General features: G+C 47.9%; 10 protein-coding genes and 1 tRNA gene. 4 read left to right on the top strand and 7 right to left on the bottom strand.

Annotation, left to right across the window (positions count from 1 at the left end):
• Positions 1–133 precede the first annotated feature (133 nt).
• The 7 genes from ACEW9O_RS28100 to ACEW9O_RS28070 form a co-directional block, all read right to left on the bottom strand.
• Complete coding sequence (locus ACEW9O_RS28100; RefSeq protein WP_373553558.1) at positions 134–2,545, bottom strand: hypothetical protein; 2,412 nt, start codon at positions 2,543–2,545, stop codon at positions 134–136.
• 32 nt (positions 2,546–2,577) lie between these two features.
• Positions 2,578–3,069 carry a T9SS type A sorting domain-containing protein gene (locus ACEW9O_RS28095; RefSeq protein WP_373553557.1) on the bottom strand — a complete coding sequence of 164 codons (492 nt, stop codon included), beginning with the start codon at positions 3,067–3,069 and terminating at the stop codon, positions 2,578–2,580.
• Positions 3,070–3,451: 382 nt separating this feature from the next.
• Complete coding sequence (locus tag ACEW9O_RS28090; protein WP_373553556.1) at positions 3,452–6,160, bottom strand: ABC transporter permease; 2,709 nt, start codon at positions 6,158–6,160, stop codon at positions 3,452–3,454.
• Positions 6,157–6,492: a PadR family transcriptional regulator gene (locus tag ACEW9O_RS28085; protein ID WP_373553555.1), complete on the bottom strand. Its 336-nt coding sequence runs from the start codon at positions 6,490–6,492 to the stop codon at positions 6,157–6,159. Before ACEW9O_RS28085 ends, ACEW9O_RS28090 begins: the two co-directional genes overlap by 4 nt.
• 395 nt (positions 6,493–6,887) lie before the next feature.
• Positions 6,888–7,142 (bottom strand): hypothetical protein, encoded by a 255-nt coding sequence (locus ACEW9O_RS28080; RefSeq protein WP_373553554.1) that lies wholly within the window; start codon positions 7,140–7,142, stop codon positions 6,888–6,890.
• 225 nt (positions 7,143–7,367) lie between these two features.
• Complete coding sequence (locus ACEW9O_RS28075; RefSeq protein WP_373553553.1) at positions 7,368–7,865, bottom strand: Fur family transcriptional regulator; 498 nt, start codon at positions 7,863–7,865, stop codon at positions 7,368–7,370.
• Between the two features lie 10 nt (positions 7,866–7,875).
• A complete protein-coding gene (locus ACEW9O_RS28070) occupies positions 7,876–10,110 on the bottom strand; it encodes a bifunctional (p)ppGpp synthetase/guanosine-3',5'-bis(diphosphate) 3'-pyrophosphohydrolase (protein ID WP_373553552.1) in 2,235 nt (744 codons plus the stop codon).
• A 278-nt stretch (positions 10,111–10,388) separates the two neighbouring features.
• Here ACEW9O_RS28070 and ACEW9O_RS28065 point away from each other — a divergent pair.
• The 4 genes from ACEW9O_RS28065 (at position 10,389) to clpX (ending at position 14,506) form a co-directional block, all read left to right on the top strand.
• Positions 10,389–10,470 (top strand) — tRNA-Leu (locus ACEW9O_RS28065).
• Between the two features lie 118 nt (positions 10,471–10,588).
• A complete protein-coding gene (gene tig, locus ACEW9O_RS28060; RefSeq protein ID WP_373553551.1) occupies positions 10,589–12,001 on the top strand; it encodes a trigger factor in 1,413 nt (470 codons plus the stop codon).
• Between the two features lie 300 nt (positions 12,002–12,301).
• Positions 12,302–13,012: a ClpP family protease gene (locus tag ACEW9O_RS28055; protein WP_373553550.1), complete on the top strand. Its 711-nt coding sequence runs from the start codon at positions 12,302–12,304 to the stop codon at positions 13,010–13,012.
• A gap of 222 nt (positions 13,013–13,234) precedes the next feature.
• Positions 13,235–14,506 carry an ATP-dependent Clp protease ATP-binding subunit ClpX gene (gene clpX, locus ACEW9O_RS28050; protein WP_373553549.1) on the top strand — a complete coding sequence of 424 codons (1,272 nt, stop codon included), beginning with the start codon at positions 13,235–13,237 and terminating at the stop codon, positions 14,504–14,506.
• Positions 14,507–14,525: the final 19 nt, after the last annotated feature.

The raw sequence follows: 14,525 nt of genomic DNA, 5'->3' as shown, positions 1-14,525 counted from the left end.
CTTTATTCCTAGGGTGTTTCTTCAGTGTCTTAAGTTTCTTAGGTGGTTAATAACTGTTTTTCTTCACCACCTAAGAAACTTAAGACTCTGAAGAAACACCTCTGGAATCATATCTAAAGGTGCTGAATATTCATTATCGTTTTCCCACCAATTCACTAACCGTTTCCTTCACTTGATTGTAATACTTCGCCATATCCCCCGCCTGCTCAGGGTGATCAAATAGGTACGCAACCAATGGATACTTATCCAGGTTGATGTTCGCCCGTTCAACCAATGCGTTTTTCACATCCTGCAACATTTCCTGGCGATTGGAATAATTTTTACCCTGAAAATAATTGCCCATCTGGGAAGGGTGGGTATTAGACACCGTAAAGTCGAGCGTAACTGGGCGATTCGCCAAAGTTGTTTCACCTACTTCAAACAAATGTGCCTGATAATCAGGCTTCAGTTCCTGTATCGCCTTTTGCATTTGATTGATCACCATTTGCATTTCTTCGATGAGTTTACCCGTGTCATTTTGGTTCAACCCCACTGCAGTATTGATCAGTTTGAAAAACTCGCTGCCATCAGCGGCTTCCCAGGCGACGCCGATGATGCGTTTGAAATCGCGGGCTTTCATCTTGTCGGGTGCTACGGCGATGGCCAAGCCATCACCCTCGCCTGAAGGCAGCAGGTAATCACCAATGTGTACCACCCCACGCGCTTTTACGGGTACCTGGCCCATAAAGGCAATCTTTTCGGAGTTCTTTTCTCCCTCTTTGCTGCTGGGCATATTCCCCAGTACAATCGGCGAGGCCGATACCACCATAAAGCGCTCTGCTTGACTGAATTTTTTGGACACTTTGCCACCATTTACCCCCACAACATCGCCAATGCTCATGGCTTCGGCAGGATCTACACGAGGCAGCCATTCGGCATAGTCGCCGGAGCCCGATTCGAAGGCTACACCCAGGCTCAAATCGGCGTAAGTAGCCACCAGGGTTAGGTTGGTAACGTCGATCACCAAATCGAAAGCATCACTAAAGATGTCTTCGGGGTCAAGTACACTGGCGACGCTGGTCACCGTTTGTACAATGGAACCAAAAACCGTAATGGAATTGGTGAGGATATCCAGGGTGTAATTGGAAAAAACCTGAGCTTTGAAATTGTTGGCCGCTTCGGGACCTACGCCTTGGGCGAAAAGCCCGGTTTGAGGGTCGCAGGCGATGGGTTCAAAGATGTTTTTATAAATGAAACTGGCTGGCCCGCCCGTTGGATTTTCGATGTATTCCAGAAAGTTTCCGGGTAGGCGGGAGAAAGGGTTGTCTAGATTGAGGTTGGGCAAAGTGACCGCTACGTCTACATCCACGCCAAAGGGATCTAAACTTGCATCAACAACGACATCCACTTTTGGCAAGAGATCGATGACCAATTCCCCAAGTTTGTAACTGATACCCGGAGGTGGGTCAGTGACCATTTTGGTGATCAGACCAACCAAACCCGTGGGATCGAGGTCGCCCGTGTTCATACCTTCGATTCGGCCAGTCATTTCGCCATTTTTCCAAAAGGACATGTAATTGTTGCCTCGACCTGATTCCAGGTTGCTATTGGTGCTCGGGTTCACTTCAATGGCAATCCCTTGAGTGCTGCCCTTAACCAACAAGGGATAACTCTCCTGTTTGCTTTGGCTGCCGTCGGCTCCACCATCCACCACCAAACGGCCATTCGCAGTCAATGGGCCATTCACGGTGGCTGCTTCATTGACTTGTAAAATTTTGGTAGTGGTTTGGTTACCGATGCTCAGGTCTTGGGCAATGGTGCCATTGTTGCCTACACTCAAGTCTTGTCCCAGGGCTCCGTTTTTAGCTACAGTCAGGTCATTTTTGGCGTTGAGGTTAAAAAAGGTGCCATCGCCGTCTACCGTGAGGTTGCCGTGGATAAACAGATTGCCCGGCATGTCTATCGTACCATCCGCCAAAATGCGCATTCTTTCAACATTGTTGGTTTTAAAAACCAGGTCTTCATCCACAGTCGTGCCAATGAAATGGCACTCGTCCGATACTTTGTCGTTGCCATTGACGGTCCAGAAGGGCATCCCGGCAGCTACCCGGCTGCAGGCGCTTTTTTCATTGGTTTCGTGCAGATGCAGGCTTTCCGCCGATCCAGCGTGGTAGGCATAGGGCACGGCCAACAACTGGCTGGCACCAATCACACTAAACGCTTCTTTTTTACTTTCTGACAGCGCCAGTTCCAGCCAAATGTTTTTTTCAGCCCAGGGGATCGTTTGGAAGGTGCTTCCTTTGTTTTCGCCTTTCCCGATGACGAGGTTAAAGAGCCCGTTTTCATTGGTGGTTACCTGGTGTACTTCTGAATAAACGGCATTGCCCGTCGGGCCATCGGACAATAAGTTGACCCGCAGGAAAACGGTCTTTTTAGAGAGCAATTTACCGGCAGCATCGCGAGCAACGGCCTGGTAATTCATGCCTGGGAAGGAGCTTAGTTGCTGAGCTTGGGCAAAGCAGGCCCAGCAGAGTAGAAGGGCGTATAGGGTGAAAAACTTTTGCATCGTAATGAAGTTTTGGGTGTAAAAAAGAGCGTTTACTGCTTAAGAATTTTAGCTGACTGCAACACTTTACCCTTGGCGTTCAACACCAGGAGGTAATAATGCCCAGCCGGAAAGCGCTGTAAATCCAATTGCTCATCGACCAATCCTCCGGTAAGGCGATCGGGCAAAAGCAGTCGGCCAGCGGGATCGATGAAGCGCAAATGGACTTGCTCATTGGCCCGAAGTTTGGCCTTGACAAATAACTCAGCGCTTACTGGATTGGGATAAATTTGAAAATGCTGGTCAGAGGTGGCTAGGGGCAGATCTGATTCGACGCTAAGGTAAGGCTGATGAAACCCTTCGTTGATTTCACCACCAGCGTGTTCAAAACGGCTAACGGCTACTTCTCCCAGGGTCCATTCCAGGCGGAAGGCCTTGTTGGCATCGGTTTTACCTGCCGCTCCCAATACTGATCGATCCAGGCTTTGCCCCCGAATATAAGGTGCCAGCGAGCAAGCGAGCAGGATAAAAAGGATTTTTTTCATGACGTATGGTTTTTGAAATAGATATAATTTTCCATTCGCTTCCAGTGGAGCATTGAATCCTGAATTAGACCGTCTTGTGTTTGTTTTAAGTAATTTACAGAATCAGAGAAGGGAGGACAATAAAGGTGCTCTGAGTGAGCAATATACGTTTTTTTTTATATCTGCACATTTTTTTAACGCTGCTTGCAAAAGCAAACATAGATCATCTCGGAGTTCTTAAAATAAGACCAAAGCGACATTTTATTAGCACAGAGGAAAAAAAAGAGGGCACCAAGGACACAAAGTTAGACGTTGACGGCGCTTCACTTTGTGTCCTTGGTGCCCTCTTTTTTCCTCTGTGCTAATTTTTTTGTGCCGGTTTTATAGCAAAAATGTCTTTGCGCTACTCACTCCGCAGGGACTTCACCGGGTTCGCCAATGCCGAGCGCACACTCTGCACACTCACCGTCAAAAACGCAACAGCCACTGCTATCAAGCCCGCCAATACAAAGATCCACCACTGAATTTCAATTCGATAGGCAAAATCCTTCAGCCACAGGTTCATCAAATACCAGGCGATGGGGGAGGCAATACAAATGGACAAGACCACCAGGATGACAAAATCCTTGGCCAGCAAGCTCGTCAAACTGCCTACGCTCGCTCCCAATACCTTGCGGATGCCAATCTCCTTCATACGTTGCTCGGCTGCAAAAACCGACAAGCCGAATAAGCCCAAACAGGAAATAAAAATGGCCACTAGGGTGAAGGTCCCGATGATGTTCGAGAAGGTTTGTTCCGCCTGATAAAGTTGAGCTACTTCCTGATCCAAAAAGGTATATTCAAAGGGTGTTCCAGGAAACAGTTCGCTCCAAATTTGCTGGGCTTTTTGTACAAAAACAGGGTAATCCTGCGTGGTTACATCGGTAATGACCTGTGGCAGAAATTCGTGCGGAGACACCCGCATCATATACGGAGCTACCTTTTTGGACATTCGCTCAAAGTTGATGTCCTGCATGACGCCGATGATGGTCAACTGAATCTGGTCCCCATTGCCCCGGTCGCTGCGTAGAACCATGCCAGGTGCTTGTTCCAGGGGAATATTCATTGTTTTGAGTACCGTTTCATTCACGATGACTTTGGCTTTAAATTCCTCGCTGGAAGTGTCTCTTGCCGTAAAATTACGCCCTGCTAGCAGTTTAACTTTCAGGGTGCTCAGGAATTTTTCGTCGGTAAAAGCATAACGAATGACCGTGCTGCTGTTCATGTCTTCCCCCTCTTTGTACATCGAGATGTCATTGGGCACAAACTGCCCAGGATAAGCCGACATCCCAGTTACACCCGCCACTTCGGGCAGCGCGGCCAATCTATTGCGGAAGGCACCCAATTGGGGGCGGCTTTCATTCGACCGCACTGGGAAGACAATTTTCTGATTTTTTTCAAACCCCATGTCCTCTTTCAGCAGGTAATTCAACTGACGCTGGATGACGACTGCCCCAATGATCAGTACTGAAGAAATAACAAATTGGCTCACTACCAATACCTTGCGGAAATTGATGGCCCCTTGGGATGATTTGGTATCCCGCATACCTCTAAAGATGCTCAGGGGATTAAAGGAAGAAAGATAAAAGGCCGGATAACTGCCTGCAACCACTCCGGTAAGCAATACCAGACCCACAATAATGCCCCAGGTCGACCAATCTTGCGTCAATTGCAAACTCAAGGATGCTCCCGTGAGCTGGTTGAGCAAAGGCAACAACAGCCACATCAGTGGCACGGCCAGCCCTACCGCGATCAGGGTCATCAACATACTTTCGCTCAAAAACTGCCCCATGAGCGAGGAGCGTCCGGCGCCAACCGCCTTGCGTACGCCCACTTCTTTGGCTCGGCGGGTACTGCGGGCGGTGCTCAGGTTCATGAAGTTGATGCAGGCTACGAGTTGAATGAATCCAGCAATCAAGAGCAACATGTTCAGGAAGCGCTCGCTGGTGCCCTTGGCTACCGCTAAGTCTTCTGCGCTGGTGTGGATGGCGCGGACGGGTTGCAGAAAGAGCTTTTTCTGCATCTTCATTTGCCGCAGTTGATCGCCCCCGTTGCGTTCAATAAAGGCGGCCAGTTTGGCTTCAAAAGCCTGGACGTCGGTACCGGGTTTAAATTTCAGGTAGCCGTACAAGAAATTGTTGCCTGCCCAGGTGTTGTCGCTGCGCACGTATTCGCCCATGCCCGGCGAGTTCATGGGGGTAAAAAAGTCGGGCATCAGGTGGCTTTTGCCCAGGGAATTGTTGAATACTCCGGTGACTTTATAGGTTTCCTCCTCCACCTGACCGGTAACTTTTAAGGTCTTATTTAAGGCATCGGTGGTGTTGAAGAGTTTAATGGCCAGGGCTTCTGAGATGACCATGGACTGCGGTGCATTCAGGGCCTTTTTCGGATTTCCAGCTAAAAAATGGTAGTCAAAGGTTTGAAAAAAAGTACTGTCCACTACGTAGCCGGTATTTTCGTAAAAAACCTTATCCCCCACTTTAAACAGGTAGCGCTCCACCCCAAATGGAGCGGGATCAACCATGCGGGTGGAAATTTCCACCTCAGGAAACTCAGCTTGCATGGCTGGAACAATCGGGGGCGAGCAGGTCGACATTTTGTGGGGGTCTTTGGTATCGGGAAAGCTCAGTTCGGTGGTCACCCGGTAAAGGCGATCCGCTGCAGCGTGGTGTTTGTCGTAACTGCGCTCGTCTTGCACATACAGCAGGATGTACAAACAGCACAGCGTGCCGATGGTGAGCCCAAAAATATTGAGCGCGGCATAGAGGCGGTTTTTGGCCAAATTGCGGATGGCGATGTTGAAATAATTGCGGATCATGGTCGGATGAAATGTGGTGGTGGATGATGGATATGGACTGGGCTTGCGTTGGATGGCAAAGGGTTTGAGGAAGCCCAACACTTCGATGATGTATTGAAATTTTGCTTTTTGTGCCCCAACCTTTTCTACCTGATAAAAAAACTCTTCGTGCAAATCGCCCTGCACATTTTCCAACAGGTGCGGGGCACAAAACCACTCCAAGAGGCGATCGGCCCAACGGGGAGGCTGTGGCGTGGGTTGTTCGAGGCGGCTCATAGGCTTGGGTCGGTTTTGGGGTTGGTAAAACGGTTCCACAAACTGCTGCGAACAGCCTGGATTTCCTCCAGGGTGCGGACGCCATAAGCAGTGACTTTGAAGAGGCGCTTGCGGCGGCCCCCACGTTCGGCGGTGGGTTCACCCATTTCGGAGCTGAGCATGCCCTTGTCTTCCAGGCGTTGCAGGGCTGAATGCACCTGATTGAGTCGGAGGGAGCGTCCGGTTTGGGCAATGAGCTCGTGTAGGAGCACCACGCCGTAGGCTTCGCCTTCAAGTACAGCAACGGTCAGGAGTACCAGTTCTTCAAATTCGCCCAGGTAGGTTCTTTTCATGCAAAGGTATTATTTCTACTTTTGCTGATCAAATGGCGTGCCAAGAGGGTATGGGGTTGAAATTGAGTTGGTTGTGGAAAATAAAAGAAGGGAAAACTGTTCGGAGATGGACAGTTTTTGTACAGTTTCGGACGCGGGAACATATAACTAAATAGAAAAACCTGTCCAGATAATTGAAGGAAAGAATTTGACCTGAAAAATGACAGTCCAATTCAAAGAGTTGTTTCTTCTTATTTAAGAATCTTAAAATGAGTACTTTGTATTCTATTTTTACTTTTACTCAGTACATTGAGTAAATTTACTCAACATCCTGAGTAAAAATAAAAAGATGTTCTTATCATTTAAAATGAGAGAAAAGAAAGTTACGGGCATTCTTTCCTTAAATCACTCTCCCTTTACTTTGCTTTCACCTCTTCAAATACCACCTCTTCAAAATCGCCAGCACCTTGACTTTTTCGCCCCGCCGAATAGTTCACCCCGCAATTGCCTGCTGCACAGCCAAAAGCAAATAAGCCCATTGCGGCAAAGTACCCGCCCAGCAGGATGCCTATCCACTGATGATCCAGTACGGATTGCACAACAATGTAACTTCCCATTACCAGGTACAATACTCGGGTGAGGGTCCATCCGTTTAAAATTCTTTCTTTCATGGTCGTTTTTTGAAGGTGGATTGAGTTTACTTTCTGTAAAAATCGGGGAAAGAAAGTTTGGGGACAGTGATTTTGGTTACAGAAGGAGGTATTTTGGTAGAAACCATCAATTCTTTGTAGGAGACTTCCGGTTCACAAAAATGCCTTGTTCACGAAACATGAACAAGGCATTTTTGTGAACAAAAACATTTAGACTTTTACTGCGGCCAAGAGAAGAAAACTGGCTCACCCCGCCTCCTCCACTTTCTCCTCCACCTTCACCCTTGTCCTTTCACAAGCCCCGGCACACTGCCCGTACAAATTCAAGGAATGGTGCAACACATTAAACTTCAACAAATCCCCCATCATGTTTTTGATGTTCTGAATCCGGGGGTCACAAAACTCCAGTACCTTGCCGCAATCCACACAAATCAGGTGATCGTGTTGCTTGAAGCCGTAGGACTTTTCGTATTGCGCCAGATTTTTGCCAAACTGGTGTTTTTTCACCAAATCACAACTCACCAACAATTCCAGGGTATTGTACACCGTGGCGCGGCTCACCCGGTAGTTTTGGTTGGTCATGTGGATGTATAGGGTATCCGCGTCGAAGTGGTCGCTGCGTTTGTAAATTTCTTCCAGGATGACGTAACGTTCCGGGGTTTTGCGCAGAGCGTGTTTCTCCAGGTGCGCTGAAAAAATACTTTTTACCTCGCGGAGGATATCGTCGAGTTTGTTGTCAGACATTTTTTTTGTTTTAACTCACTCTTGTAACAGTTGAAATGTTCTCTAGGTTGCCCAGTTCTTGAATGGCGCGCTCCAATTGGGCGGTATTTTTTACCATCAATTTGATTGTGCCTTCAAAATAACCTTCGTCACCTTCGATGGTAAACTTGCGGATGTTGAGCCCCATTTGGCTGGACAATTGGTGGGTCAATCTTTCGATCACACCTACGCCTTCATCCACACCCGTTATTTTGAGTTCAGCCACAAAACTAGCATCTTCGGTCATCACCCATTCGGCCTTCATGATCCGATAGCCGTATTGGGCCATCAAATGTAAGGCATTTGGACATTTTGAGCGGTGAATTTTTAAACCTGCACTAGCCGTGAGGTAAGCAAAAATATCGTCGCCCTGCACCGGGTTGCAACAGGTGGCAAAAGTATATTCAAAACGTTCGGCGGGTTCGGCATTGATCATCAAGCGAGCTTTGACCCCCGGTTTGCGGAATTGCTCCTGGTGCACCTCTGTAACATGACCGGTCACGTGATCGGTGACGTGTTTGGCCACTTCCGGTGCAATTTCCACCAGTTTACCTATCTCCACCTTGAATTTGCGGAAAATGTCGGCAATACTTTTGTCTTCGACCGCAATCATGTAGAAGAGGTCAATCTTGGAATTCAGTTGGAAGTACTTGAGCAAAACTTCTACCCCTTCTTCAAAATCCACCTTCAGGTTCCGCAATTTGCGCTCTAGGGCTTCTTTACCAATTTCACCCTTGCGGCGGCGTTCCTCCTTCATCACCGAACGGATTTTGGCTTTGGCCTTGCCCGTGGCGACCATTTTCAGCCAATCTTCGCTGGGTTTTTGATTTTTGCTGGTAAAAATCTGCACCTGATCCCCGTTCACCAGCTTGTAACCCATGGGTACCAACTTGTTGTTCACCTTGATGGAGATGCAGTGATAGCCAATGTCGGTGTGGATGTTGAAGGCAAAATCCAGGGCTGTAGCGCCTTTCGGCAGCATTTTCATGTCGCCTTTGGGGGTGTATACGTAGACTTCCTCCTGGAACAAACTATTGTTCTTGAAGTCGGTCATAAACTCGATGGCGTCACTATTGGGGTCATCCAGTACTTCGCGAACACTGTCTAGCCAGCGCTCGTACACGTCGGGTTGGTTGTTCACCCCTTTGTACTTCCAGTGGGCTGCATAGCCGCGTTCCGAAATTTCGTCCATTCGTTCAGTCCGAATCTGCACTTCCACATATCGCCCGCCGGGGCCAATGACCGTGGTGTGCAAGGACTCATACCCGTTGGACTTGGGCATGGTGATCCAATCCTTAAGGCGTTCGGGCAGGGGCGTATGTACGTCTGTGACGATGGAATAGGCCTGCCAGCACTTCAGTTTTTCTTTTTCCGGTGGCGCGTCGATGACAATGCGGATGGCAAAGAGGTCATAAATTTCCTCAAAAGGCACCTTTTTGGTGTTCAATTTATTCCAGATGGAGTAAATCGACTTGGGCCGTCCGAAAATCTGTGCTTTGATTTTGGCCTCTTCCAGTTTTTGATTCAAGGGGGCGATGAATTCCTGAATGTATTGCTCCCGGTCTTTTTTGGTTACTTTGAGTTTATCGGCTACCAGGCGATAGTTGTCGGGATCGATGATTTTCATGCACAGATCCTGAAACTCCGTTTTGATGTTGTACAAACCCAGGCGATGGGCCAGCGGGGCGTACATGTAACTGGTTTCCGCCGCTATTTTGAGTTGTTTGTGCCGGGGCATTGAGCCCAGCGTACGCATGTTGTGCAGGCGGTCGGCCATTTTGATGAGCACCACGCGTACATCTTCTACAAGGGTGGAGAGTACTTTTTTGAAGTTTTCCGCTTGGGGACTTTCCGAGTTGTAAGCGTTGTCCAATTTGGTCAAGCCATCCACGATCTTGCGCACCCGGATGCCAAATTCATGCTCAATTTCGTCGAGCGTGATGTCGGTATCTTCCACCACATCGTGCAAGAGCGCACAAGCGACGGCGGTGGGGCCCAGCCCAATTTCCTCCGAGCAAATGCGTGCCACGGCAATGGGGTGCAATATGTAAGGCTCGCCCGATTTGCGCCGTTGTTCAGCGTGGGCTTGCACGGCCATTTCATAAGCTTTGCGGATCATTTTGCGGTCGTCCTCGTCCATGTCGGACTTTATCGAGCGCAACAATTGTCGGTAAGCATCCTGAATCAGCTTTTTCTCTTCATCCTGTATTGTCAGTACCTCTGCCATAGTGGCTTCCTTTTACCTGGTTTTCAAATCATGGGATTGTTAATAAACCTGCGTGGTGTTCTCCGAAAAAATGTTGATAAAAAAAACAAAAATTGACAAAAGCTGGATTTACAAAGTTACAAAAAAACGTACGCTTTGATCTAGCTAGCAAAAAACAAATATTCGAGAGAGAATCTCTGAAATTACAAAAAACATTCTATCTTTGCAACGCTTTTTTAAAAACGGGAACCCAAAGGAGGGCAAAACCGTTAGAAATCAAGGGTTTTAATCCAATATTAGCGGGTATGGCGAAATTGGTAGACGTGCCAGACTTAGGATCTGGTGCCGCAAGGCATGGGGGTTCGAGTCCCTCTACCCGCACACTTAATAATAGAACGTTTAAAAGAGCAAAATTGCTGGTTGCTCGGCGCAAGTATTTTATGCGCCTGCTTTTCTATTCGCTGCACATTATTTGACTTTCTTTAAATCTATTGCGATTATGCCGAATGTTGTCAGAGAGGAGATCGACAATCTAAATTCTGTCCTGACCATCACATTGGAAAAGGCAGAGGTAGAACAAAAACTGAAAACAGAACTCAATAAATACCGTGAAAAGGCGGCCATGAAGGGTTTCCGCAAAGGAAAAACCCCTGATACCATGCTGCGCAAGTTGTATGGCAAAGGTTTGTTGGCCGATATCGTCAACGACGCGCTACAACGCCAGCTGTACGATCACATCATCGAGAACAAGTTGGAAGTATTGGGTCAGCCCATTCCTTCGGAAAACCACCCCGAGGTTCACCTCGATCCCATCCAGGTTAGTGATTATATCTTCAAGTTCGACCTGGGTATTGCCCCGGAGTTTGAGATCAAGGGCATTGACGCCAGCGATGTTTACGAAAAATACAAGGTAGAAATCGGCGACGATCGCGTGGACGAAGAAATGCTCAAAGCGCGCAAACGTTTTGGCAAACGCATTGTATCTGACTCCGAGATCCAGGAAGAAGACATGGTCAAACTTCAGCTCGCTGAGTTGGAGGCTGACAGTGTAAAAGAAGGAGGCATCGAGCACAATTTCAGCCTTTTGCTGGCCAATGCACAAGATGGCGCCAAAGCCATTTTGTTGAGCCACAAAGTAGGTGATACCCTGAAAATGGATGTGTTCGAACTGGAAAAAGACCGCGACGAGGATTTTGCACGCCGCTACTTTCTGGGATTGGAAAAAGAAGATGATCGCGAAATCAGCGATCGGGTTTTCCAAATCACCATCGAAGAAGCCAGCCGGGTAGAACCCGCCGAAATGGGCGAAGAGTTTTACAATACCTACTTCGGTGAAGGCCGTGTAACCAGTGAAGAAGAAGCGCGTGAAGCCATCCGTTTGGATTATGGCCAATATTTCGATCAACAGGCCAATGCCTTGTTGTTCCGCGATTTGCAGGAGCGTTTGTTGGAATTGAACCAATTGCCCTTACCGGAAGCTTTCCTGAAGCGCTGGATTTTGACTTCCAACGAAAATGCTACTCCCGAAACGGTGGACAAAGGATTTGAATCCTTCACCAAAAGTTTGCAGTGGTCCTTGATCCGCAACAAAGCCGCCCGTTTGTTTGGCATTCAGGTGACTGAGGACGATTTGAAAGCTTATTTTGCCAATCGGGTATTGTCTTACTTCGGCGGACAGTTGAACGACATGAACTTGATCAATGGTATGGTCGAGCGTTTGATGCAAGACGAAAAGCAAGCAGACCAAGCTGGTGACGAAGTATTGTTGGACAAACTACAGGCTGCCATCAGTGCTGTAGTGACCATCAATCCAAAACCCATCGCGGAAGCCGAGTTTTTGGAAGTAATGCGCCAGGCTCAAGCTCAGGCTCAAACCGAACAAGCTGAAGCTGACCTACTAGAAGAAGAATAAATCAACTGAAATAAAGGCGCTAAGGCAGGCAGTTTTGTCACCTTAGCGCCTATAGCGCTTGTTTGAATTTTTTGTTCGGGCTACAAACGGCCCATTTTCACCTGAATTTCGTTCCGAAAATGCTCATTTAGCGCTGCTAAACTCCGCTTTTCGTGCCTCATCCAGGCAAAAATGGTCGCGTTTTCGCTTCCGCCCAAAAAATTAAACAAGCGCTTTTTTTGTCTGTACGCAACGGGAAATTAACATCCGTCTCAACTCTTATTTGTTGGGCGATGTTATATCCTCAAAAAATTACAACTTATGTTTCACAAGGATGAATTCATGAAGTATGCTACCAAGCACCTTGGTATGAGTAGCATGCACCTTGAAAAGTACGCGGAACTGTCTACCGCCTACGCTTACCCCAACATCCAGGCTTTCACGCCCCAGGTGATCGAAGAGCGTCAGATGAATATAGTGGGAATGGATGTTTTCTCCCGTTTGATGATGGACCGCATCATTTTCCTCGGGGTTCAGGTTACGGATTATGTAGCCAACGTCATCCAGGCCCAGTTGCTTTTCCTTGAATCTACTGACCCCAAGCGTGATGTACAAATGTTCATCAACAGCCCAGGAGGTTCGGTATTTGCAGGTTTGGGCATGTACGATACCATGCAGTATGTACAACCCGATGTAGCAACGATCTGTACGGGTATTGCTGCCTCAATGGGCGCAGTATTGTTGTGCGCAGGTACCGAAGGCAAACGTTCGGCCCTCAAACACAGCCGCGTAATGATCCACCAACCACTCGGTGGCATGCAAGGGCAAGTGACCGAAATGGAAATCTACTACAAGTTGATCAAAGAAAATCAACGCGAATTGTACGAGATCATGGCGCAGCATACCAAACAACCTTACGAGAAAATCGAGAAAGATTGTGACCGCGACAACTGGATGACTTCCGAGGAAGCGAAAGCTTATGGTTTGATTGATGAGGTATTGGTTCGTAGTATTCCTCAGAAAAATTCTTAATTTTAGAGCGGGTTGATTGCTTTGAGGGCGAAAAAAAAATAAGTGTTCATTTTGCCAAAGAATTAGAAAAGTAAACGGTTCATTTCAAGTGTCTTTTCTAATTCTTTGGCTCAAGAAAAATGAACACTTATTTTTGCCCCACTACTTTATTTCAAAGTGATCAACCCGTTCATGGTTTTGGTCGTGAAAGGGCTCACGATTCCGAACTAATCAGGATTCAAAATGCGCAACAAAGGTAGACAAACGTACAGTTGTTCTTTCTGTGGTCGGGACAAATCCGAGACCCAAATGCTCATTGCCGGCATTAATGCGCATATCTGCGAGGTATGTGTAGAGCAGGCCTATGACATCATCCAGGAAGAACTCTACGATCGCAAAAACCCCAACGCTGAAGCTCCAGCTCCCAAAGAGAAGAGCAGCAGCCCATTCCAGTTCAATCCTTCCATTACCCCGCGCGACATCAAGGTACACCTGGATCAATACGTGATTGGTCAGGACGACGCCAAGAAATTCCTATCCGTTGCGGTGTACAACCACTACAAACGCCTGATGCAGCCATCGAGCGATGATGTGGAAATCGAAAAATCGAATATTGTGCTGGTCGGTCGTACGGGTACTGGAAAAACCCTACTGGCCAAAACCATCGCCAAATACCTCAATGTACCTTTTGCCATCGTCGACGCCACAGTATTCACTGAAGCTGGCTACGTGGGTGAAGACGTGGAAAGTATCCTCAGCCGCTTGCTCCAAGTGTGTGACTACGATGTTTCTGCCGCCGAACGCGGCATTGTGTACATTGACGAAATTGATAAAATTGCCCGCAAAGGCGACAATCCTTCCATCACCCGTGATGTGTCGGGCGAGGGTGTCCAACAGGCGCTGCTCAAAATGCTGGAAGGTACCGATGTGAACGTGCCCCCCCAAGGTGGCCGCAAACACCCTGAGCAAAAACTGGTCAAGGTCAATACCGAAAACATCCTCTTCGTGTGTGGTGGTGCTTTTGATGGCATCGAAAAAATCATCGCCCGCCGGGTGAATACCCAGGTGATTGGTTTTAAAGCCAGCGAAAAAGAGCGCATCGATCGGGATAACCTCCTGCAATACATCACACACCAGGACTTGAAAGGTTTTGGTTTGATCCCGGAATTGATTGGCCGTTTGCCAGTGCTCACTTACCTGGATCCACTCGATTTGCCTACACTTAAACGCATCCTGTCCGAGCCTCGAAACTCCTTGTTGCGGCAGTACCAAAAGTTGTTTTCGCTGGAAGGCATCGAAGTGACTTTTGAAGAAGACGCCATCGAGTTCATCGCCACCAAAGCCCTGGAGTTCAACCTTGGGGCGCGGGGCCTACGCTCCATTTGTGAAGCCATCATGACCGACGCGATGTTTGAATTGCCTTCTACACCAGATGTGCGGACTTTGCTGATTGATGCGGAATACGCGATGGAGAAATTGAATCGATCGAAATTGGGGCAGTTGAAGGCAGCGTAAGGACTGTAAATAGAATATA

Origin of the sequence: Haliscomenobacter sp. (genome assembly GCF_041740695.1) — a bacterium.
Lineage (GTDB): Bacteria > Bacteroidota > Bacteroidia > Chitinophagales > Saprospiraceae > Haliscomenobacter.
The sequence above is the reverse complement of the archived record's forward strand: the minus strand, read 5'-3'. Positions and strand labels throughout refer to the sequence as shown.

Coding starts and splice junctions, on each gene's coding strand:
- ACEW9O_RS28100 (WP_373553558.1), bottom strand. CDS start 2,545: ATGCAAAAGTTTTTCACCCTATACGCCCTTCTACTCTGCTGGGCCTGC.
- ACEW9O_RS28095 (WP_373553557.1), bottom strand. CDS start 3,069: ATGAAAAAAATCCTTTTTATCCTGCTCGCTTGCTCGCTGGCACCTTAT.
- ACEW9O_RS28090 (WP_373553556.1), bottom strand. CDS start 6,160: ATGAGCCGCCTCGAACAACCCACGCCACAGCCTCCCCGTTGGGCCGAT.
- ACEW9O_RS28085 (WP_373553555.1), bottom strand. CDS start 6,492: ATGAAAAGAACCTACCTGGGCGAATTTGAAGAACTGGTACTCCTGACC.
- ACEW9O_RS28080 (WP_373553554.1), bottom strand. CDS start 7,142: ATGAAAGAAAGAATTTTAAACGGATGGACCCTCACCCGAGTATTGTAC.
- ACEW9O_RS28075 (WP_373553553.1), bottom strand. CDS start 7,865: ATGTCTGACAACAAACTCGACGATATCCTCCGCGAGGTAAAAAGTATT.
- ACEW9O_RS28070 (WP_373553552.1), bottom strand. CDS start 10,110: ATGGCAGAGGTACTGACAATACAGGATGAAGAGAAAAAGCTGATTCAG.
- tig (WP_373553551.1), top strand. CDS start 10,589: ATGCCGAATGTTGTCAGAGAGGAGATCGACAATCTAAATTCTGTCCTG.
- ACEW9O_RS28055 (WP_373553550.1), top strand. CDS start 12,302: ATGTTTCACAAGGATGAATTCATGAAGTATGCTACCAAGCACCTTGGT.
- clpX (WP_373553549.1), top strand. CDS start 13,235: ATGCGCAACAAAGGTAGACAAACGTACAGTTGTTCTTTCTGTGGTCGG.